Source organism: Pseudomonas sp. S2_A10, from assembly GCF_054668465.1.
The window spans coordinates 5,478,525-5,498,189 of the sequence record NZ_CP162773.1 but is presented as its reverse complement, the minus strand read 5'-3'; the positions used below and the strand labels follow the sequence as shown (position 1 = coordinate 5,498,189).

Sequence of the window (19,665 nt, the reverse complement as noted above, 5' to 3'; positions counted from 1 at the left end):
ACGGTCTCCTCAGATTATTCGATACCGACCTGTGCCCAGGCTTGCTGCACCGTGTCGGCTGCTTCGGCGCCGAAGCGCTGGCCAGCATGGTCGATCGTCAGTTTCGCGAACGCGTCGAACGTTGCGTCCTGTTTCAAACGGTCATCACACAGCGTGTCGTACCAGATGCGTCCGGCCTTTTCCCAAGCGAAGCCGCCAAACGCTCGCGCTGCCAGGTAAAACGCGCGGTTGGGAATGCCGGAGTTGATGTGCACGCCGCCATTGTCTTCGCTGGTGATGACGAACTTGCGCATGTGATCCGGTTGCGGATCCTTGCCCAGCATCGGGTCGTCGTATGCCGTGCCGGGGTGCGACATCGAGCGCAGGCCCTTGCCTTGGATCTGTGGCATCAGCAGGTCGGCGCCGATCAGCCAGTCTGCCTGCTCGGAGGTTTGGCCGAGGATGTATTGCTTGATCAACACGCCGAATACATCCGAGAGCGACTCGTTCAGCGCGCCGGACTGGTTGGCATAAATCAGCCCGGCTTCGCTTTCGGTGACGCCGTGGGCCAGTTCATGGCCGATGACGTCGAGCGAGCGGGTGAAGCGCTGGAAGATCTCGCCATCGCCGTCACCGAAAACCATCTGCGCGCCATTCCAGAACGCGTTTTCGTAGGCTTGCCCGTAATGCACGCTGCCGATCAGCGCGAATCCCTGATTGTCGATCGAGTCGCGACCAAGCACCTTCCAAAAGAAATCATAGCTGGCGCCCAGCGCATCGTAAGCCTCATCGACCGCCGGATCCCCCGACGCCGGCTGGCCCTCGAGGCGCACCGGCATGCCCGGCAAGAGCATTTTGTTCTGCGCATCATGCACACTGCGCCGCGCCACGCCCGGCTTGCTCGCTTCCGGCAGAATCGCGCGCGCTGGCGGCTGCGAAGGGCGTCCGGGGTTGGGCAGTAGACTGCGTACATGATTGAGCGTCTGCATCGCGGCGTTGCGCTGCGGCTCGGAACCGTGGGCAATGATGCGGTTGAGGATGTAGGGCGGGATGAAACTGCGCAGCAATCGAGAGTCGGTCATCTAAGCATCCTTGTCGTCATACGATGTCGATACACATGTGAGCGGCTATGCGTGTTTTCGGTTCCATGGATTGCCATCGACGCCGGATTCTGCGAAAAACGCCGCCTGCGAACATCTCGAGAGCCAACGACATGACAGACGAACTGCAAATCATCGACCTGCAACCGGGCGACGGCAAAGCCGCGGTGAAAGGCGCGCTGATCACCACCCAATACACCGGCTGGCTGGAAGACGGCACTGAATTCGACTCGTCCTGGAGCCGGGGCAAACCGTTTCAGTGCGTGATCGGCACTGGCCGCGTGATCAAAGGCTGGGATCAGGGGCTGATGGGCATGCAGGTCGGCGGCAAACGCAAATTGCGGGTGCCGGCGCATCTGGGCTACGGCGAGCGGACCATGGGCAAGATTCCGCCGAATTCGAATCTGGTGTTTGAGATTGAGTTGCTGGAGGTTTTGACGCGGGAGGATTGAAGGGGAGGAATCATCCAGCGGAACTCCTGTGCAGCTGGATGATGTCGATGGTTAGCTGCGAAGTTGCATGCTATTCAACTCCCTCGATTTCAAAACTCGGAATGCAGGGTGGACATTGCCACGCAGAGCCAGTGTCAGGCCCATTGCAACGGGCCTGACGGAAAGCAAATGTCCACCTCCAGCCTTGCAGCAGCTGACAGGTTGACCAATGCATCGAGCGAGAATTTGTCGATTTTCCCGTTGAGTACATCATTGAGGCGTGGCTGCGAGATTCCCAATCTCTGTGCCGCGTCCTTTTGAGGGAGCTCCCACGCTCGAATGGTCTCGCAAAGCGAACGCATGAGCTTGGCTCGCAGACGCATGTTGGCAGCTTCCTGAGGCGTGTCCTCCAATGCATCCCATACACTGGAAAATCGTTGGGATGAGTCTTGATGTTCCTTCATGGCTTAACCTATTTCCTGATATCTGGCCCGGGCCAGTTCGATGTCTCTAATTTCCGTTTTACGTGTGGTTTTGTGCATGGCGTGAAGCACATAGATTGCTTCAGGTCGATTGACTACATAAAACACGCGAAACGCCCCTGAGTCCTCGGTGATCCTGATTTCGTTAACACCGCGTCCTACGGTTTTCATAGGGGGCCAATCGAGTGGGGCATCACCCTGTTGCAACAGGTCCAGCTGAAACCCCGCCGCTCTTCGGGCATCAACCGGGAACGCTTTGAGATCTTTCAACGCGCTTCCCACGAACACCACATCCTTGTGTTTCGGCATCGGCTTGTCCTGTGTCAAAAGGAAAAGCGTAATAGCTGAACGTGAGCGGCGACGGTGAGTTTTATTGCAAGAAATGCCAGTGCCCGTTTGATTTTCAGGTTATATCAGAATCAATATAAAGCAAGCCGCATTTTCCGTTTCACAATTTTCACCGCGAGCGTTTCTGCCGGCCTCGCCGTCAACGTCAGCGCTTAAAACGCTGCGGGATGGAGCGAAAGCTTGTTGCTTCGCCCAAACCGCTCCCGATAAACCGACGGCGGTACGCCCACCACGCTGCGGAACGCCACACGAAAACTTTCCACCGAGCGATAGCCGCAGCGCTGGGCGATCTGCTCGGTGTGTTGATGGGTGCTCTCAAGCAGCTCCCGCGCTCGCGCCAGGCGTTCATGTTGCAGCCAGGCTTTCGGCGATTGCCCGCTGGCTTCGGTGAAGCGCCGCAAAAACGTGCGCTCGCTCATCGCCGCTTCGCTGGCCAGGTCGCGGACTTCCAGTGGTTCGTGCAGGCGTTCGCGGGCCCATTGCATGACGCGCGACAGGTCGCTGCGGGGTGTCGGGCTGACCGGGGTGGGGATGAATTGGGCCTGGCCGCCGGTGCGCTGTGGCGACATGACCAAGCGCCGCGCGACGGCGTTGGCGACCTGCGTGCCGAAGTCGCGGGTTACCAGATGCAGGCAGGCGTCGATGCCGGCGGCGCTGCCGGCGGAGGTGATCAGCTGACCGGCGTCGACATAGAGCACGTCCGGATCGACCTCGATCGCCGGGAAGCGTTGCGCCAGTTCACCGGTGTAGCGCCAGTGCGTGGTGGCGCGGTGGCCGTCGAGCAGGCCGCTGGCGGCGAGCACGAACACGCCCGAGCAGATCGACAGCAACCGCGCGCCTCGGTCATGGGCCTGACGCAACGCGTCGATCAGCGCAGGCGGTACCGGGGCGTTGCGGTCGCGCCAGCCCGGAATGACGATGGTGCGCGCTGCGGCGAGCAATTCCAGGCCGCCATCGGCCAGCACCTGAATGCCACCCATGGCGCGCATCGGGCCTGGATCGACTGCGGCAATCGCATGCTCGTACCAAGGGAAATCGAACTCTGGTCGGGCCAGGCCGAAGATCTCCACGGCAATGCCGAACTCGAATGTGCAGAGGCCATCGTAGGCCAGAATGGCAACCAGATTGGGCTGAGTGAGCATTTGGCGGAAAACTCCCGGTCGGTGTCTTGCGCGCCACTGTAGCGGCAAGCGCCGTCTCGATAAAGTCTGTTCATCCCCCACAGACAAAGGAGCAACACAACATGACCAGCCTGGTTCGCGAAATCCCCGTCGCACCTTCGGCGATTGCCCTGATGCATTTCAGCAATCGTCTGACCTTCGAAACCGATTGTTCCGATGTATTCAGTAGCCACGAGGCCGGGGAGGTCGATTTTGTTCTGGTGGATGTGCGCGGCCCATTGGCGTTCGAGCGCGGCCATGTGCCCGGCGCGATCAATATCCCGACACGCTTGCTCACGGCGGAGCGCTTGGCCGATTACCCGAAACACACTTTGTTCGTAGTCTATTGCGCCGGGCCGCATTGCAATGGGGCGAACAAGGCTGCGGTGAAGCTCGCGGCGTTGGGTTATCCGGTGAAAGAGATGATCGGCGGCGTCACCGGATGGCTCGATGAAGGTTTCGAACTGAGCGCGGCGTCAGTCGCCAATACTCCTGTCGCCTGCGAATGCTGACGTTTCTGTAGGAGCCGCCGGAGGCTGCGATCTTTTGATCTTGATCTCAAAAAAACAAGATCAAAAGATTGCAGCCTCCGGCAACTCTACGGGAGGATCGGCGTTTCTTGCTCTGAAAACAGTCTTGTCCTACATCCTTCGCACCAACACGGCGCACGCGTTTACTCTCGTCAAAGTGATCGCCGATGTTCTGTAAGTATTTGTCGCTTAAAAACAATTGCCTCCGTGCGCGCCGCCATAGACTGCCGGCCACTTCGGTTTTTGCCGTTAGAACGCCATGACCGAACGCTGACTCGAAAGCTGCCAATAAAAGCCTCCGCACGGGAGTAATAAATGAAAAAGCTAGTGATGTTCGGTGCCCTGGCACTGTCGATGTTGTCCCTGACCGCTGTGGCCAAAGACGACAAGCCGATCCGCATCGGTATCGAAGCCGGGTACCCGCCATTCTCGATGAAAACCCCTGACGGCAAACTCACTGGTTTTGACGTGGACATCGGTGACGCACTGTGCACGCAGATGAAAGTTAAATGCACGTGGGTCGAGCAAGAGTTCGATGGCCTGATCCCGGCACTCAAAGTGAAAAAAATCGACGCGATCCTGTCGTCGATGACCATCACTGACGATCGCAAGAAGAACGTCGACTTCACCATCAAGTACTACCACACCCCGGCACGCTTCGTGATGAAGGAAGGCTCCGGCGTCAAAGACCCGCTGACCGAACTCAAGGGCAAGAAAGTCGGCGTGCTGCGCGCCAGTACCCATGACCGCTACGCGACCGAAGTGCTGGTTCCGGCCGGGATCGAACTGGTGCGCTACGGCTCGCAGCAGGAAGCCAACCTCGACATGGTGTCCGGGCGTATCGACGCGATGCTCGCTGACTCGGTCAACCTCAGCGACGGTTTCCTGAAAACCGATGCCGGCAAAGGTTTCGAATTCGTCGGTCCGACCTACGAAGACGCCAAATACTTCGGCGGCGGCGCTGGCATTGCCGTGCGCAAGGGCGATACCGCACTGGCTGAGCAATTCAACAAAGCCATCACCGAAATCCGCGCCAATGGCGAGTACAAGAAAGTCCAGGACAAGTACTTCGACTTTGACGTGTACGGCCATTAATACGCCGTGAAAAAAAGTGGCCCCGTTTGCGCGGTGGCCACTTTTTTTATGCTTTTTTATTTATGGAAATTCTCTGTGGGAGCGAGCCTGCTCGCGAATGCTGTCTGACATTCGACATCGTCATCGTCTGACCTGACGCATTCGCGAGCAGGCTCGCTCCCACAGGGTTTTACGTAACCCAGCTATTCAGGAGTTTTTCATGCAACGCATCGACCACGTTCTGCCCTGGAGCCATTTGGGCAGCGAGCGCTCTCTCAGCGTGTTCCGCTTCGGCGCCGGCAGCCGCAAGGTGTATATCCAGGCCAGCCTGCACGCCGATGAACTGCCGGGCATGCGTACCGCGTGGGAACTCAAGCTGCGCCTGAACGAACTGGAACGGCAGGGCCGTTTGCAAGGCGTTATCGAACTGGTGCCGGTGGCCAATCCGATCGGCCTTGATCAACATCTGCAAGGCAATCACATGGGCCGCTTCGAATTGGGCAGTGGCAAGAACTTCAACCGCGCATTCGTCGAACTCAGCGCCCCGGTCGCGGCGCTGGTTGGCGAGTGTCTGGGCGCGGATGCCGAGGCCAACGTCGCGCTGATTCGCCAGGCCATGGCTCAAGTCTTCGAAGAATTGCCGGCACCGGCCTCGCAACTGGAGGCCTTGCACCGCTTGTTGCTGCGCCACGCCTGCGACGCCGACATCACCCTCGATCTGCATTGCGACTTCGACGCTGCGATTCACCTCTATGCGCTGCCGCAACACTGGCCGCAGTGGCAATCGCTGGCGGCGCGGCTGAAGGCGGGCGTGGCATTGCTCTGCGAAGACTCCGGTGGCAGCTCGTTCGATGAGTCCTGCTCGACGCCATGGTTGCGTCTGGCCAAAGCATTCCCGAACGCGGCGATTCCGGCGGCGAATCTGGCGACGACTCTGGAGCTGGGCAGCATGGGCGACACCCGCGTCGATCAGGCTCAGGCCAATTGCGAAGCGATTCTGGGCTTTCTCGCCGAGCAGGGTTTCATCAGCGGCGAATGGCCGGCGGCGCCGAGCGAATGTTGTGAAGGTCTGCCGTTCGAAGGCACCGAATACCTGTTCGCCCCGCACCACGGCGTGGTCAGTTTCTTGCGCAATGCCGGCGAGTGGGTAGAGCAGGGCGATGCGCTGTTCGAGGTCGTTGACCCGTTGCAGGATCGCGTGACCACCGTGCGCACCGGCACCAGCGGGGTGCTGTTTGCGATTGATCGCGGGCGTTATACCGAGCCGGGGATCTGGCAGGCGAAAGTGGCGGGGCGGGTGCCTTTTAGAACCGGGAAGCTCACCAACGACTGATGGCTCTTCGCTGAATTTGCTGACCCCATCGCTGGCAAGCCAGCTCCCACAGGGTTGCGGTTGATCCCAGATTTTGTAGACGCCGTAATTCTTGTGGGAGCTGGCTTGCCAGCGATAGCGGCATCAGCCACTCCACAAAATTTGGATCCTCAGCCGAGAATGTTAGGCTCCCCCGCGAACCCGACACTCTGTGAAGGAACGCTGCAATGCTGAAATTGTTCGCCCTGCTGACCCTGCTCGCTTCCACCGCCGTCCACGCGCAAACCACCCTGCAATCCGACTTGCCGCTCAAATACCTCGAACAGGTCCACGCCGACTCTGAACCACGTCCGCTGGTGATTTTCCTGCACGGTTACGGCAGTAACGAGGCCGATCTGATCGGCATGAAATTTCAGCTGCCGGCGCAGTACAACTACCTTTCCGTGCGCGCGCCGATGACGTTGGGTGAAGGACGTTTCCAGTGGTTTCGCAAGAAAGGTGAAGGCGCCTACAACGGCGAGACCGATGATCTGAAGGTCAGCGGCCAGAAGCTGCGCGACTTTATCGCCCAGGCGGCGAAGAAATATCACGCCGCGCCGGACAAGGTGTACCTGATCGGCTTCAGCCAGGGCGCGATGATGAGCTACGAAGTGGGCCTGCGCGCGCCAGCGGTCGTGGGCGGGTTTGCCGCGTTGAGCGGGCGCTTGTTGCCGGTGCTCAAAGCCGAACTCAAGCCCGGGCAAGCGCCACTGCCGCTGAGCATTTTTATCGGCCACGGCACCGCTGATGATCCGGTGCCTTACCGTCACGGCACCGAGGCCAACACGCTATTGCACAAGCTCGATTACCAGCCCGAGTTTCACGCGTATCCGGGCGTCGGGCACAGCATCAGTGCGGCCGAGTTGCGCGATCTGAATGGCTGGTTGCAGCGGCTCAATCCTTGACGATGGCTTTGATCAAGGCATCGTGAGCTTTTTTGTCGCTGACGCGGGAAATCACCTGCACCAGCGCCATCTTCGTCCCCGAGCCGGCCAGCAGCGTGGTGTTCAGGGTTTGGCCACCGCCCTGAGTGGCGGTGCTGTCAACCTGACGCAGCCCCAGGCCGGTGCCTTTCTGGGTCAGGCTTTTCTCGCTGAGCTTATTGAAGTCCGGCAGGGCTTTGCGCTGATCGTCGATGAAACTCGACACGCTGCCGTCGAGAAACTCACCGTCGTTGTCCTTGACGTTCTGCCCAGCCGGGATCTGGTTTTCGGCGGCGATGACCACGGTCTTGGTGGTCTGGTTGGTGTACATCGTGCCCTTGGCCCCGCTCGGGCTGGCGGGCAGCGGGTCGGCGACAAAGCCTTTGGGCAGGACAAAGGCAAACTTGCCGTCGAGCAGCGAGACCTTCTCGGTTTTGACTTTTTCCTTGGCGGCGTGCGCGTTGATCGCGGCGAAACCAGCGATGGCCGCCAGCATCAGGACGACGGCTTTTTTGCTCAACAATGACATGTGAATCTCCGGTGAATGGTCGCGCGAGGCGGGCGATCATCCCACGGAGCGTGCCGGGCGTTCCAGCGCGATTCGTCCGGGGGGTTATTGCGCTTGCGCCTTGGCCACTGGCCGCGCCAGCAGACGCCGGGTCACCCCGAGCATCGCCACCGACACTGCCACTCCCACTGCGAAGCCGCTGAGGCCCATGGTCGGCAGCGTCAAGGCCGACACCAGGCAGAACGCCGAGAACGAATACATGCCGGTTGCCGTTGCGCGCAATAACGCAGCGGTAAACGCCGGGCCGCGGGTTTGTTGCGAGAACACTGCCATGACGCTGCCGAGCACCGGGAACACCGCGAGCAGGCCGCTCCAGCGTTCGCCGACGGTGCTGGCGAGCATCGTCACCACCAGCGTCAGCGCCGCACCGGCGATCATCCGCCAGATCAGTTTGTCCGACTTCGGTGCTGGCCCGTTCAACACCGGCTCCACCTCGGGGAACAGATAAGGCGAAGCGAGCAGTGCCACCGCTGCCGCAATCACCGAGAACGGCAAGGACGCCGGGATCACCGACAAGACCGCCGCCAGCGCGGCCCAAACCGCCAGTGAAATGTTCAACGCCCACGGCCAGTTCGCCCGCTGCGCCACCTGCGCATAGGTGATGCAGAAAGCGATCATCGCGAACATTGCCGACAGCGCCGCGACCGCCGATTGCGCGGCAAACTGCGGCCCTTGTTCGATCGCCAGAAAGAACAGAATCGGCCCGACCACTACCGGCAATCCTGACAGCCACCCGGCCACGCTCGGCCCCCAACGTTTGCCCGCCAGGGAAATCAGCAGGAGAAAACCGGGAATCAGCAGCAGTTTGAGGATCAGCACGCGGGTGTCTCCGTCGGGTCAGGATGAGCCACGTTAGCACTGCCGATTAAAGATTGCTGCCTATGTTCGCAATTTTTGTATACAAAAATTCAGGCGCGAATCCGGCTATGCTTTGATCATCAGAATGCAGCGGAGACGATACGGCGATGAACAGAACACCCAAGCTCGTTCGTGGCTGTTGTGGCATCGGTTTATGGGCACTGTTGCTGACGCCGACGTGGGCCAATTGGCAGGACGCAGTGCCAGGGGCGCAAATCATCGGCAGTGGCGATTTCAGCGTGTTCGGCTTCGATGTTTACAGCGCGCGCTTGTGGAGTGCCGCGCGGCCTCTGGCGGACGGCCAGCCGTTTGCCCTGGAGCTGATCTACCGGCGCAACATCTCGCGAGACGATCTGGTCAGCACCAGCGTCGATGAGATCAAACGCCTTGCCGGTCCCCGGGTCACTTCAGCGCAATTGGCCGGCTGGCAGACGCAGATGCAGCAATCGTTTGTCGACGTTCAGGCCGGCACGCGGATTACCGGCGTGTATCTGCCGGGGCAGGGCGCGCGGTTTTTTGTCGGCCAGAAGCTCCAGCATGAGATTGAGGATCCACAGTTTGCCAAGGCGTTTTTCGATATCTGGCTGGATCCGCGAACACGCAGTCCCGAGTTGCGCGAGCAGTTGTTGGGGGTGAACCCATAGGTTCAGTGATCTTTGCGCTTCAAGGCACCAGGCGAAACGACTAAGCTGCCGGGCTCCCGTTTTGTTTCTGGATGTGTGCGTGAAATTCAGTCTGCCCAAAATCGCCACCGCGCCGTTTTGCCCGCCGGAAGTGGCCGGCAGTGTTGCGGTCGATCCGACTGCCTCGTTCTTCAAACGTGTGCTGCGTTTCGCCGGTCCCGGTTTGCTGGTGTCGATCGGCTACATGGATCCGGGCAACTGGGCGACCGCGATCGAGGCCGGTTCGCGTTTTGGCTACAGCCTGTTGTTCGTGGTGTTGCTGGCGAGTCTGGCCGGCATGGTCGTGCAATGTCTGTGCTCGCGGCTGGGCATCGCCACCGGGCGCGATCTGGCGCAGTTGTCCCGCGAGCGCTACAGCACCCCGACAGCGCGCCTGCAATGGATACTGGCGGAGATCTCGATCATCGCCACCGACCTCGCCGAAGTGCTTGGCTGCGCTCTCGCGTTTCACTTGCTGCTCGGTTGCTCGCTGACCTTCGGCATCGCCCTGACAGCGTTCGACACGTTGCTGGTGCTGGCCTTGCAGAACCGGGGTTTCCGCCGTCTCGAAGCAATCATGCTGGTGCTGGTCGCGACCATCGGCGTGTGTTTTTTCGTTGAGCTGTTACTGATCAAACCCTACTGGCCAGACGTCGCGCTGGGCTTCAAACCTTCGCTGGCGGCCATCGGCGATGCCGCGCCGCTGTATCTGGCCATTGGCATCCTCGGCGCCACAGTAATGCCGCATAACCTTTACTTGCACACCTCGATCGTGCAGACGCGGATGATCGGCAAGGATCTGGCGAGCAAGCAGGACGCGGTGAAACTGGCACGTATCGACACCATCGGTTCGCTGGCCCTGGCGCTGCTGGTCAACGCGGCGATCCTGATTCTCGCGGCGGCGGCGTTTCACCAGTCCGGACACACCGATGTGGTCGACATTCAGGACGCCTATCACCTGCTCGACCCGCTGGTTGGCGGTGCGCTGGCCAGTGTGCTGTTCGGCGTGGCGCTGCTCGCGTCGGGGCAAAGTTCGACCTTCACCGGGACCATCGCCGGGCAGGTCATCATGGAGGGCTATCTGAACCTGCGCATCCCGTGCTGGCAGCGGCGTTTGATCACCCGCGGGCTGGCGCTGATTCCGGCGTTCATCGGCGTCTGGCTGCTCGGCGATGGCGCTATCGGCAAGCTGCTGGTGTTGAGCCAGGTCGTGCTCAGCCTGCAACTGCCGTTTGCCTTGTACCCGCTGATTCGCATGACCAACGACCGGCAGTTGATGGGGCCGTTCGTCAATCGCTGGCCCACGCGGGTGCTGGCCTGGGGGCTGTTTGTGTTGATCAGCGGGGCGAACAGTTGGTTGATATTGCAGTGGGCGGCTTGATCACTGAGTTGAGGTGACTGGCAGGGCCTCTTCGCGAGCAGGCTCGCTCCCACAGGTTTTCGCGGGCGGCCACAATTCAGCTGGCCAGCCGACGAGGGGTCATCCATCAACTTGTTTCCCGGTGGGCGAGCCTATACTGTATATGCACACAGTAAAGAGCCCGCGCCATGCAAATCATCGACAAGCTGAGCATCCTCGCCGACGCCGCCAAATATGACGCCTCCTGCGCCAGCAGCGGTGCGCCCAAGCGCAGCTCCGAGGGCAAGAGCGGGCTTGGTTCGACGGATGGCATGGGCATCTGTCACAGCTACACGCCGGACGGGCGCTGTGTGTCGTTGCTGAAAATCCTGCTGACTAACTTCTGCCTTTACGATTGCCAGTACTGCGTCAACCGCCGTTCCAGCGATGTGCCGCGTGCGCGCTTCACCCCGGAAGAAGTCGTGACGCTGACCATGGATTTCTACCGCCGCAACTGCGTCAGCGGCCTGTTTCTCAGCTCCGGGATCATTCGCTCGGCGGACTACACCATGGAGCAACTGGTGCGGGTGGCGAAGTTGCTCCGAGAAGAGCACGAATTTCGCGGCTACATCCATTTGAAGACCATTCCGGAAGCCGATCCGGCCTTGATCGAGGAGGCTGGGCGTTACGCCGACCGCCTCAGCGTCAACATAGAATTGCCCACCGACGCCAGCCTGCAGACGCTGGCGCCGGAGAAGGACATCACCTCGATCAAGCAAGCGATGAACACCATCTACACCGGCGTGCAAACAGTGTTGAACGAGCCGCGCTCGGCGAAATTCGCCCCGGCCGGGCAGAGCACGCAATTGATCGTCGGTGCCGATGACACCGACGACAGCACCATCCTCCACAGCGCCCAATCCTTGTACGGCAACTTCCGTTTGCGCCGGGTCTATTACTCGGCGTTCAGCCCGATCCCCGACAGCCCGAAAAGCGTACCGCTCGCCGCGCCGCCGCTGATGCGCGAGCACCGTTTGTATCAGGCTGATTTCCTCCTGCGCAGCTACGGCTACAGCGCTGACGAATTGCTTAAAGGCCCGGGCAATCTGGCGCTTGATATCGACCCGAAGCTGGCCTGGGCGCTGGAAAATCGCGAAGTGTTTCCGCTGGACCTGAACCGTGCCGACGCGACGTTGATCGCGCGCATCCCGGGCATTGGCTTGCGCACCACCGAGCGCCTGGTCGAGTTGCGCCGTCAGCGGCGAATCCGTTACGAAGACGTGGCGCGGATGCGCTGCGTGCTGGCCAAGGCGAAGCCTTTCATCATCACCAGCGATTACCACCCGCAACAGGCGGAAGTCACCAGCCACATGCTCTATCAGCAATTGCGCGACCGACCGATGCCGCAGCAGATGGGGTTGTGGGGATGATCAGTCTTGATTGCGATGACCTGTTCGACACATGGCGTCAGCAGGCGCGCTGGTTGCTCAGCCATGAAATCGATCCGAGCCTGGTGAGCTGGGCGGCGGAAGGGGTGGGCGATCTGTTTGCCAGTGATGAGCACGTGCCCGAGGGGCAGGGGCCGTTTCAGGCGCGTATTCCCCGAGCGCTGCTCGACACCCTCGAACAAGCGGCGCGCTATCGCGGCGAGCAACGCTGGAGCCTGTTGTATGAAGTGCTCTGGCGCGTCAGTCACGGCGACCGCACGGCGATGATGGCGGGCGACAAGCTCGGCAGCGAGTTGCAGCGGCGCATCAAGCAGGTCAGCCGCGAGGCCCATCATCTGCATGCATTCGTGCGTTTCATCGAGCGGTCGAAGGATCTGCCCGGTCCACAATACGTGGCGTGGCATGAGCCGGCGCATGACATTCTGCACAGCGCCAGCGAGCACTTTATCGGGCGCATGGGCCAGCATCGCTGGTTGATCGCCACTCCGCGTGACGGCGTTTATTACGACGGTGAGCAATTGATTCACGAGCGGCAGTGCCCGATTGAGTGGCAGCAACTGGCGCAGAACGTCGACGATCCCCACGGCGATTTGTGGTTGACCTACTACAGCCACATCTTCAACCCGGCGCGGTTGAACCCGAAGGTCATGCAAGGACATCTGCCGGTGCGGTTCTGGAAGAATCTGCCGGAGGGTGAGTTGATACCGGGATTGATCACCCAGGCGCGGATGGGCAAGCAGCAGAATGGGCAGGCGAGCGGAATTTCGGATCGGACGGGCAAGCGCATTGCCTCCAAAAATCAAAAGCAAACCCTCACCCCAGCCCTCTCCCGGAGGGAGAGGGAGCCGACCGAGGTGTTCTTGCGAACTCCATCGACCTGAATGGCCGAGGTGAACGCGATTTTTGAAAAGCACACAAGTCGGCTCCCTTTCCCCCTCGCCCCCTTGGGGGAGAGGGCTGGGGTGAGGGGGTGACGTTCTTCAATACGACACCAGAGCCCAGCCCTACAAAAAAGCCCCCCACCAATCACTCGGTGGAGGGCTTTTGAGCATCAGCAGTCGTCAGATCAAACCTTGACGATCCAGCCCGCTGGCGCTTCGATGTCGCCGGTCTGCACGCCAGTCAGCTCTTTGTAGAGCTGCTGGGTTACCGGGCCTACCTCGGTTTCGCTATGGAACACATGCAGGTGGTCGTTGTAGCTGATGCCGCCAATCGGCGTGATCACCGCAGCGGTACCGCAGGCACCGGCTTCCTTGAAGTCCGACAGCTTGTCGATCAGCACGTCGCCTTCAACCACTTCCAGGCCCAGACGCGATTTGGCCAGTTCGATCAGCGACAGGCGGGTGATGCCTGGCAGGACCGACGGCGAGTTCGGGGTGACGAACTTGTTGTCGTGGGTGATCCCGAAGAAGTTGGCCGAACCGACTTCCTCGATCTTGGTGTGGGTCATCGGATCGAGGTAGATCGCATCGGCGAAGTTGGCTTTCTTGGCTTTCGAGCCCGGCATCAGGCTGGCGGCGTAGTTGCCACCGACCTTGGCCGCACCGGTGCCTTGCGGGGCCGCGCGGTCGTAGCTGGAGATCTGGAAGTTGTGCGGGGTCAGGCCGCCCTTGAAGTAGGCGCCGACCGGGATGCAGAAAATCGAGAAAATGAATTCGGGCGCGGTGCGTACGCCGATGTTGTCACCGACGCCGATCACGAACGGACGCAGGTACAGCGCGCCGCCAGTGCCGTAAGGCGGGATGAAACGCTCGTTGGCGCGGACCACGGCTTTGCAGGCTTCGATGAACTGCTCGGTGTCGACCGTCGGCATCAGCAGACGCGCGCAGCTGCGTTGCATGCGCAGGGCGTTCTGGTCCGGGCGGAACAGGTTGATCGAGCCGTCCTTGCAGCGATAGGCCTTCATGCCTTCGAAGCACTGCTGACCATAGTGAAGGGCGGTGGAGCCTTCGCTGATGTGCAGGACGTTATCTTCGGTCAGGGTGCCTTTGTCCCACTCGCCATCGCGAAAGTACGACAGATAGCGCTTGTCGGTCTTGATGTAGTCAAAACCCAGCTTGTCCCAATTGATGCTTTCGTTACCCATGACACCCTCTATCACTGAACAACCGCCGAAACGGTTCAAGGCTTCTGACGTTTTTTTGGATGGGCACAACAATACTTCATTCTTGAGCGGTTTCGCAGCCCGGACTATCGGATGACACACAGATAAATCGTGTTGCCCTCCAGAATTCGCGAGCAGGCTCGCTCCCACATTTGAAATGCATTCCCATTGTGGGAGCGAGCCTGCTCGCGAAGGGGCCATCACTGCCACCGCACATCACATATGCAGCGCATGCCCCAGCGCCCGCAACGCCGCTTCCTGCACCGCCTCACCCAAGGTCGGGTGGGCATGGATGGTGCCGCCGATGTCTTCCAGTCGCGCGCCCATTTCCAGGCTTTGCGCAAACGCCGTCGACAGTTCGGAAACCCCAACGCCCACCGCTTGCCAGCCGACAATCAGATGATTGTCGCGACGTGCGACCACGCGGACGAAGCCGCTTTTCGATTCCAGGGTCATCGCCCGGCCGTTGGCGGCGAACGGGAAGCTGGAAACGATGCAGTCCAGCCCCGCAGCCTTGGCCTCGTCCGGGGTTGTGCCGACCACCACCAGTTCCGGGTCGGTAAAGCACACGGCGGCGATGGCGGTCGGGTTGAACTCACGGCTCTTGCCACTGATCAGCTCGGCAACCATCTCGCCCTGGGCCATGGCGCGGTGGGCCAGCATCGGTTCGCCGCTCACATCGCCAATGGCGTAGACGTTGCGCATGCTGGTCTGGCAACGGCTGTCGATCCTGATCGCCGAACCGTTCATGTCCAGATTCAGCGCTTCGAGATTAAATCCCTGCGTATTGGGTTTGCGGCCGACGGCAACCAGTACCTGATCGGTTTCCAGATTGAGGGTTTCGCCTTCGGGATCGCGCACCTGCAACGTGCCGTCGAAACCGAGCACGCTGTGCTTGAGGTACAGCTTCACGCCCAACTGCTTCAGCGCGTCGTGGACCGGTTGTGTCAGCTCCGCGTCATAGGCCGGCAGGATGCGGTCCTGTGCTTCGACCACGCTGACCTCGGCGCCGAGCTTGCGATAAGCGATGCCCAGCTCCAGGCCGATGTAACCACCGCCGACCACCACCAGACGTTTCGGCACAGACGTCGGTGCCAGCGCTTCGGTGGAGGAAATGATCGGCCCGCCAATCGGCAGGATCGGCAGGTTGACGCTGGTCGAACCGGTGGCCAGCACCAGATGTTCGCACTGGATGCGCGTATCGGCGACTTCCACGGTTTTGCCGTCGATGATTTTCGCCCAGCCATTGATGACCTGGACCTTGTTTTTCTTCAGCAGCGCGGCGACGCCAGTGGTCAGGCGATCAACGATGCCGTCCTTCCACTCGACGCTTTTGCTGATATCCAGGGTCGGCGCGGCAACGCTGATGCCGAGCGCCGAATGCTGGCTGTGATGCTGCGTCTGATGAAACTGCTCAGCCACATGAATCAGCGCTTTCGACGGAATGCAGCCGATATTCAAGCAGGTGCCGCCCAACGACTGGCCTTCGACCAGAATGGTCGGAATACCCAATTGCCCGGCGCGGATCGCCGTGACGTAACCGCCGGGGCCGCCGCCGATAATCAGCAGCGTGGTGTTCAGAGATTGCATTCGGGCTTACTCCACAAACAAGGTAGCGGGTTGTTCGAGCAAGCCACGAATGGCCTGAATGAAGAGCGCCGCGTCCATGCCGTCGACCACGCGGTGATCGAAGGAGCTGGAGAGGTTCATCATCTTGCGGATCACCACTTGGCCTTTGACCACCATTGGCCGTTCGACGATTTTGTTCACGCCGACAATGGCCACTTCCGGCAGGTTCAGCACCGGCGTGCTGACAATGCCGCCCAATGCGCCGAGGCTGGTCAGGGTGATGGTCGAGCCGGACAGCTCATCACGGCTGGCCTTGCCATTGCGCGCGGCGTTGGCCAAACGCGAAATTTCGGCGGCGCTGTCCCACAGGCTGCGCGCTTCGGCGTGACGCACCACGGGCACCATCAGGCCTACATCGCTTTGCGTGGCGACGCCGACATGCACCGCACCGAGGCGGGTGATGACTTGCGCTTCGTCATCGTAACGGGCGTTCATCTGCGGGAAGTCGCGCAGGGCGACGACCAGCGCGCGAACAAGGAACGGCAACAAGGTCAACTTGCCACGGCTGGCGCCATGTTTTTCATTCAGATGCGCGCGCAGTTCTTCGATTGCGGTGACGTCGATTTCCTCGACATAACTGAAGTGCGCGGCACGCTGAGTGGCATCCTGCATGCGCTGGGCGATCTTGCGGCGCATGCCGATCACTTGAATCTGTTCTTCGTCGTGGCGCTGGGCATAAGCGGCAGCGGCCGGCGCCGAAGCGTTCGACTGACCTTGCGCCAGATAGGCTTCAAGGTCTTCGTGCAACACGCGACCGGCCGGGCCGGAGCCGCGCACCAAGCGCAATTGAATGCCCAGATCCAGCGCATGTTTGCGCACGGCTGGCGAGGCTAGCGGGCGTTCATCCGCTTCGCGAGCGACCATCGGACCCTGGCAAACGGCAGCCGGACGTGGTGCGGCGGCTGCGGCGGGCTTGCTTTCGACAGCAGTCTCAACGTTCGGCGCAACCGGTGCTTCTTTGACATGCGCGGGTGCGGCGGACTCTTTAAGGTTGCCGGCACCTTCAACTTCAATGCTGATCAGCACACTGCCGACCGCCATCACTTCACCCGGCTGACCACCAAGGGCAATCACTTTCCCGTGTACCGGCGACGGAATATCGACCATCGCCTTGTCGGTCATGACATCCGCCAGCACCTGGTCTTCAACCACCAGATCGCCAACCTTGACGTGCCACTGCGACAGTTCTACTTCTGCGATGCCTTCGCCGATGTCCGGCATCTTGATAACGTGCGTGCCCATTCAGACCTCCATGACCCGTTTCAACGCCGCGCCCACGCGGGACGGCCCTGGGAAATACGCCCACTCCTGCGCGTGCGGGTAGGGAGTGTCCCAACCGGTGACGCGTTCGATCGGCGCTTCCAGGTGATGGAAGCAGTGCTCTTGCACCAGCGATACCAGCTCGGCGCCGAAACCGCAGGTGCGGGTGGCTTCGTGTACCACCACGCAGCGGCCGGTTTTCTTCACCGACTTGACGATGGTTTCCAGGTCCAGCGGCCACAGGCTGCGCAGGTCGATGACTTCGGCATCGACGCCGGATTCTTCGGCAGCGACTTGCGAGACGTAGACGGTGGTGCCGTAGGTCAGCACGGTCACGTCCTTGCCCGGGCGAGTGATCGCGGCAACGTCCAGCGGCACGGTGTAGTAACCGTCCGGCACCTGGGCTTGCGGATGTTTCGACCACGGGGTTACCGGGCGGTCGTGATGGCCATCGAACGGGCCGTTGTACAGGCGTTTCGGCTCGAGGAAGATCACCGGGTCATCGTTTTCGATGGAGGCGATCAGCAAGCCTTTGGCGTCGTACGGGTTGGACGGCATCACCGTACGCAGACCGCAGACCTGAGTGAACATCGCCTCGATGCTCTGGCTGTGGGTCTGGCCGCCGTAGATGCCGCCGCCGCAAGGCATGCGCAGGGTCATCGGTGCGGTGAACTCGCCGGCCGAGCGATAACGCAGACGCGCCGCTTCGGAAATGATCTGGTCGGAGGCGGGGTAGACGTAGTCGGCGAACTGGATTTCGGCGACCGGACGCAAACCGTAGGCGCCCATGCCGACGGCGACGCCGACAATGCCGCTTTCCGAGATCGGTGCGTCGAACACCCGCGAGGTGCCGTACTTGGTCTGCAGGCCTTCGGTGCAGCGGAACACGCCGCCGAAGTAGCCGACGTCCTGACCGAAGACGACGACGTTGTCATCACGCTCAAGCATCACATCCATGGCCGAGCGCAGGGCCTGGATCATGGTCATGGTGGTCGTGGTCATGGCGGTTTCCAACTGAATATTGTTGTTGTGATCGTTCATGTCAGATCCCCAACTGCTGACGCTGGCGCTTCAAGTGCTCCGGCATCTCTTTGTAGACGTCTTCGAACATGGTCGCGGCGCTTGGAATCTGACCGCCGGCGAGGGTGCCGTACTGTTCGGCCTGTTTCTGCGCAGCAATCACTTCGGCCTCGAGTTCAGCGCTGACGGCGGTGTGCTCTTCCTCCGACCAGTGACCGACCTTGATCAGGTGCTGTTTCAGACGCGCGATCGGATCGCCGAGCGGGAAGTGGCTCCAGTCATCGGCAGGGCGGTATTTCGATGGGTCGTCGGAGGTCGAGTGCGGGCCGGCGCGGTAAGTGACCCATTCGATCATGGTCGGGCCGAGGTTGCGGCGGGCGCGTTCGGCAGCCCAGGCGGAAGCGGCGTAGACCGCATAGAAATCGTTGCCGTCGACACGCAGCGAGGCGATGCCGCAACCGACGCCGCGTCCGGCGAAAGTCGTGGCTTCACCGCCGGCGATGGCCTGGAAGGTGGAAATCGCCCACTGGTTGTTGACCACGTTGAGGATCACCGGCGCGCGATAAACGTGGGCGAAGGTGAGGGCGGTGTGGAAGTCCGATTCGGCGGTGGCGCCGTCACCGATCCACGCCGAGGCGATTTTCGTATCGCCCTTGATCGCCGAGGCCATGCCCCAGCCGACGCCCTGAATGAATTGGGTGGCGAGGTTGCCGGAAATGGTGAAGAAGCCAGCGTCCTTGACCGAGTACATGATCGGCAACTGGCGGCCCTTGAGCGGATCGCGCTCGTTGGACAGCAACTGGCAGATCAGGTCGACCAGCGGTACATCGCGGGCCATGAGGATGCTTTGCTGGCGATAGGTCGGGAAGCACATGTCATCGATGTTCAGCGCCAATGCCTGGGCGCTGCCGATGGCTTCTTCGCCAAGGCTCTGCATGTAGAACGACATCTTTTTCTGCCGCTGGGCGACGACCATGCGGTTGTCGTAGATGCGCGTCTTGAGCATCGCGCGCATGCCTTTGCGCAGGATCTCGACCGGCACGTTTTCGGCCCACGGGCCGAGGGCGTTGCCCTGATCGTCGAGCACGCGAATCAGGCCACGGGCGAGGTCGGCGGTATCGGCAGGTTCTACATCGACAGGAGGTTTGCGCACCGTACCGGCATCGGTCAAATGCAGGTAGGAAAAATCGGTTTTGCAGCCGGGACGGCCCGAGGGTTCAGGGACGTGCAGGCGCAGCGGTTCATACGCTTGGGTCATGGCTTCTACGCTCGATCTTGTGAATTTCTTGTAGTGAGCTGGCAGTCATTCCCGGGTAGGGGAAATCTTGTCCTACAACAATCATAGGCGCGGCCAAGAAGAATATTTCTCTGTGTTTCGTTGCGCTGGCGACCATTTGCA

20 protein-coding genes are annotated in these 19,665 nt (G+C 60.8%); 9 read left to right on the top strand and 11 right to left on the bottom strand.

All coding sequences use genetic code 11. The features are described 5' to 3' along the window. Positions 1 to 14 precede the first annotated feature (14 nt). Positions 15 to 1,061, bottom strand: coding sequence for a M4 family metallopeptidase (locus AB4N41_RS24590; RefSeq protein WP_252876539.1), 1,047 nt, complete (start codon positions 1,059 to 1,061; stop codon positions 15 to 17). Between the two features lie 131 nt (positions 1,062 to 1,192). Between AB4N41_RS24590 and AB4N41_RS24585 the strand changes: the two genes are divergently transcribed. Further along, positions 1,193 to 1,531 carry an FKBP-type peptidyl-prolyl cis-trans isomerase gene (locus AB4N41_RS24585; protein ID WP_065616063.1) on the top strand — a complete coding sequence of 113 codons (339 nt, stop codon included), beginning with the start codon at positions 1,193 to 1,195 and terminating at the stop codon, positions 1,529 to 1,531. A 134-nt stretch (positions 1,532 to 1,665) separates the two neighbouring features. Here the strand turns inward: AB4N41_RS24585 and AB4N41_RS24580 are convergent, their stop codons facing one another. The 3 genes from AB4N41_RS24580 to ftrA all read right to left on the bottom strand — a co-directional run bounded on the left by AB4N41_RS24580 (position 1,666) and on the right by ftrA (position 3,482). After that, on the bottom strand, positions 1,666 to 1,974 hold the full coding sequence (locus tag AB4N41_RS24580) for a helix-turn-helix domain-containing protein (RefSeq protein ID WP_016775213.1): 309 nt from the start codon (positions 1,972 to 1,974) through the stop codon (positions 1,666 to 1,668). A gap of 3 nt (positions 1,975 to 1,977) precedes the next feature. Then, complete coding sequence (locus tag AB4N41_RS24575) at positions 1,978 to 2,301, bottom strand: type II toxin-antitoxin system RelE/ParE family toxin (protein WP_252876538.1); 324 nt, start codon at positions 2,299 to 2,301, stop codon at positions 1,978 to 1,980. 191 nt (positions 2,302 to 2,492) lie between these two features. Further along, positions 2,493 to 3,482, bottom strand: coding sequence for a transcriptional regulator FtrA (ftrA, locus tag AB4N41_RS24570; RefSeq protein WP_056789022.1), 990 nt, complete (start codon positions 3,480 to 3,482; stop codon positions 2,493 to 2,495). A gap of 101 nt (positions 3,483 to 3,583) precedes the next feature. Between ftrA and AB4N41_RS24565 the strand changes: the two genes are divergently transcribed. The 4 genes from AB4N41_RS24565 to AB4N41_RS24550 all read left to right on the top strand — a co-directional run bounded on the left by AB4N41_RS24565 (position 3,584) and on the right by AB4N41_RS24550 (position 7,360). After that, positions 3,584 to 4,012, top strand: a complete 429-nt coding sequence (locus AB4N41_RS24565; RefSeq protein WP_236168602.1) for a rhodanese-like domain-containing protein — start codon at positions 3,584 to 3,586, stop codon at positions 4,010 to 4,012. 333 nt (positions 4,013 to 4,345) lie between these two features. Continuing rightward, positions 4,346 to 5,125, top strand: coding sequence for an ABC transporter substrate-binding protein (locus tag AB4N41_RS24560; protein WP_056789026.1), 780 nt, complete (start codon positions 4,346 to 4,348; stop codon positions 5,123 to 5,125). Between the two features lie 199 nt (positions 5,126 to 5,324). Beyond that, positions 5,325 to 6,437, top strand: a complete 1,113-nt coding sequence (locus tag AB4N41_RS24555) for a succinylglutamate desuccinylase/aspartoacylase family protein (protein ID WP_252876537.1) — start codon at positions 5,325 to 5,327, stop codon at positions 6,435 to 6,437. Between the two features lie 206 nt (positions 6,438 to 6,643). Beyond that, positions 6,644 to 7,360 (top strand): alpha/beta hydrolase, encoded by a 717-nt coding sequence (locus tag AB4N41_RS24550; protein ID WP_460138132.1) that lies wholly within the window; start codon positions 6,644 to 6,646, stop codon positions 7,358 to 7,360. Here AB4N41_RS24550 and AB4N41_RS24545 read toward each other — a convergent pair. Then, on the bottom strand, positions 7,350 to 7,907 hold the full coding sequence (locus AB4N41_RS24545) for a DcrB/PsbP domain-containing protein (protein WP_252876535.1): 558 nt from the start codon (positions 7,905 to 7,907) through the stop codon (positions 7,350 to 7,352). The genes AB4N41_RS24550 and AB4N41_RS24545 overlap by 11 nt on opposite strands. A gap of 84 nt (positions 7,908 to 7,991) precedes the next feature. Next, positions 7,992 to 8,765, bottom strand: coding sequence for a hypothetical protein (locus AB4N41_RS24540; protein WP_252876534.1), 774 nt, complete (start codon positions 8,763 to 8,765; stop codon positions 7,992 to 7,994). Positions 8,766 to 8,911: 146 nt separating this feature from the next. Between AB4N41_RS24540 and AB4N41_RS24535 the strand changes: the two genes are divergently transcribed. The 4 genes from AB4N41_RS24535 (at position 8,912) to AB4N41_RS24520 (ending at position 13,134) form a co-directional block, all read left to right on the top strand. Beyond that, positions 8,912 to 9,448, top strand: a complete 537-nt coding sequence (locus tag AB4N41_RS24535) for a chalcone isomerase family protein (RefSeq protein WP_095182013.1) — start codon at positions 8,912 to 8,914, stop codon at positions 9,446 to 9,448. Positions 9,449 to 9,527: 79 nt separating this feature from the next. Continuing rightward, positions 9,528 to 10,847, top strand: coding sequence for an Nramp family divalent metal transporter (locus AB4N41_RS24530; protein WP_252876533.1), 1,320 nt, complete (start codon positions 9,528 to 9,530; stop codon positions 10,845 to 10,847). A 167-nt stretch (positions 10,848 to 11,014) separates the two neighbouring features. Next, positions 11,015 to 12,235, top strand: a complete 1,221-nt coding sequence (locus AB4N41_RS24525) for a putative DNA modification/repair radical SAM protein (RefSeq protein WP_024013352.1) — start codon at positions 11,015 to 11,017, stop codon at positions 12,233 to 12,235. Then, positions 12,232 to 13,134: a TIGR03915 family putative DNA repair protein gene (locus AB4N41_RS24520; protein ID WP_236168606.1), complete on the top strand. Its 903-nt coding sequence runs from the start codon at positions 12,232 to 12,234 to the stop codon at positions 13,132 to 13,134. Before AB4N41_RS24525 ends, AB4N41_RS24520 begins: the two co-directional genes overlap by 4 nt. 185 nt (positions 13,135 to 13,319) lie before the next feature. Here the strand turns inward: AB4N41_RS24520 and AB4N41_RS24515 are convergent, their stop codons facing one another. The 5 genes from AB4N41_RS24515 to AB4N41_RS24495 all read right to left on the bottom strand — a co-directional run bounded on the left by AB4N41_RS24515 (position 13,320) and on the right by AB4N41_RS24495 (position 19,524). Further along, positions 13,320 to 14,339, bottom strand: coding sequence for a branched-chain amino acid aminotransferase (locus AB4N41_RS24515; protein ID WP_016775201.1), 1,020 nt, complete (start codon positions 14,337 to 14,339; stop codon positions 13,320 to 13,322). 234 nt (positions 14,340 to 14,573) lie between these two features. Beyond that, positions 14,574 to 15,947: a dihydrolipoyl dehydrogenase gene (lpdA, locus tag AB4N41_RS24510; protein WP_252876532.1), complete on the bottom strand. Its 1,374-nt coding sequence runs from the start codon at positions 15,945 to 15,947 to the stop codon at positions 14,574 to 14,576. 6 nt (positions 15,948 to 15,953) lie between these two features. Next, positions 15,954 to 17,228, bottom strand: coding sequence for a dihydrolipoamide acetyltransferase family protein (locus AB4N41_RS24505; protein WP_252876531.1), 1,275 nt, complete (start codon positions 17,226 to 17,228; stop codon positions 15,954 to 15,956). Continuing rightward, entirely contained in the window at positions 17,229 to 18,287 is a 1,059-nt protein-coding gene (locus AB4N41_RS24500; protein ID WP_003224000.1) for an alpha-ketoacid dehydrogenase subunit beta, read from the bottom strand. 1 nt (position 18,288) lies between these two features. Further along, positions 18,289 to 19,524 carry a 3-methyl-2-oxobutanoate dehydrogenase (2-methylpropanoyl-transferring) subunit alpha gene (locus AB4N41_RS24495; RefSeq protein ID WP_095182010.1) on the bottom strand — a complete coding sequence of 412 codons (1,236 nt, stop codon included), beginning with the start codon at positions 19,522 to 19,524 and terminating at the stop codon, positions 18,289 to 18,291. Positions 19,525 to 19,665: the final 141 nt, after the last annotated feature.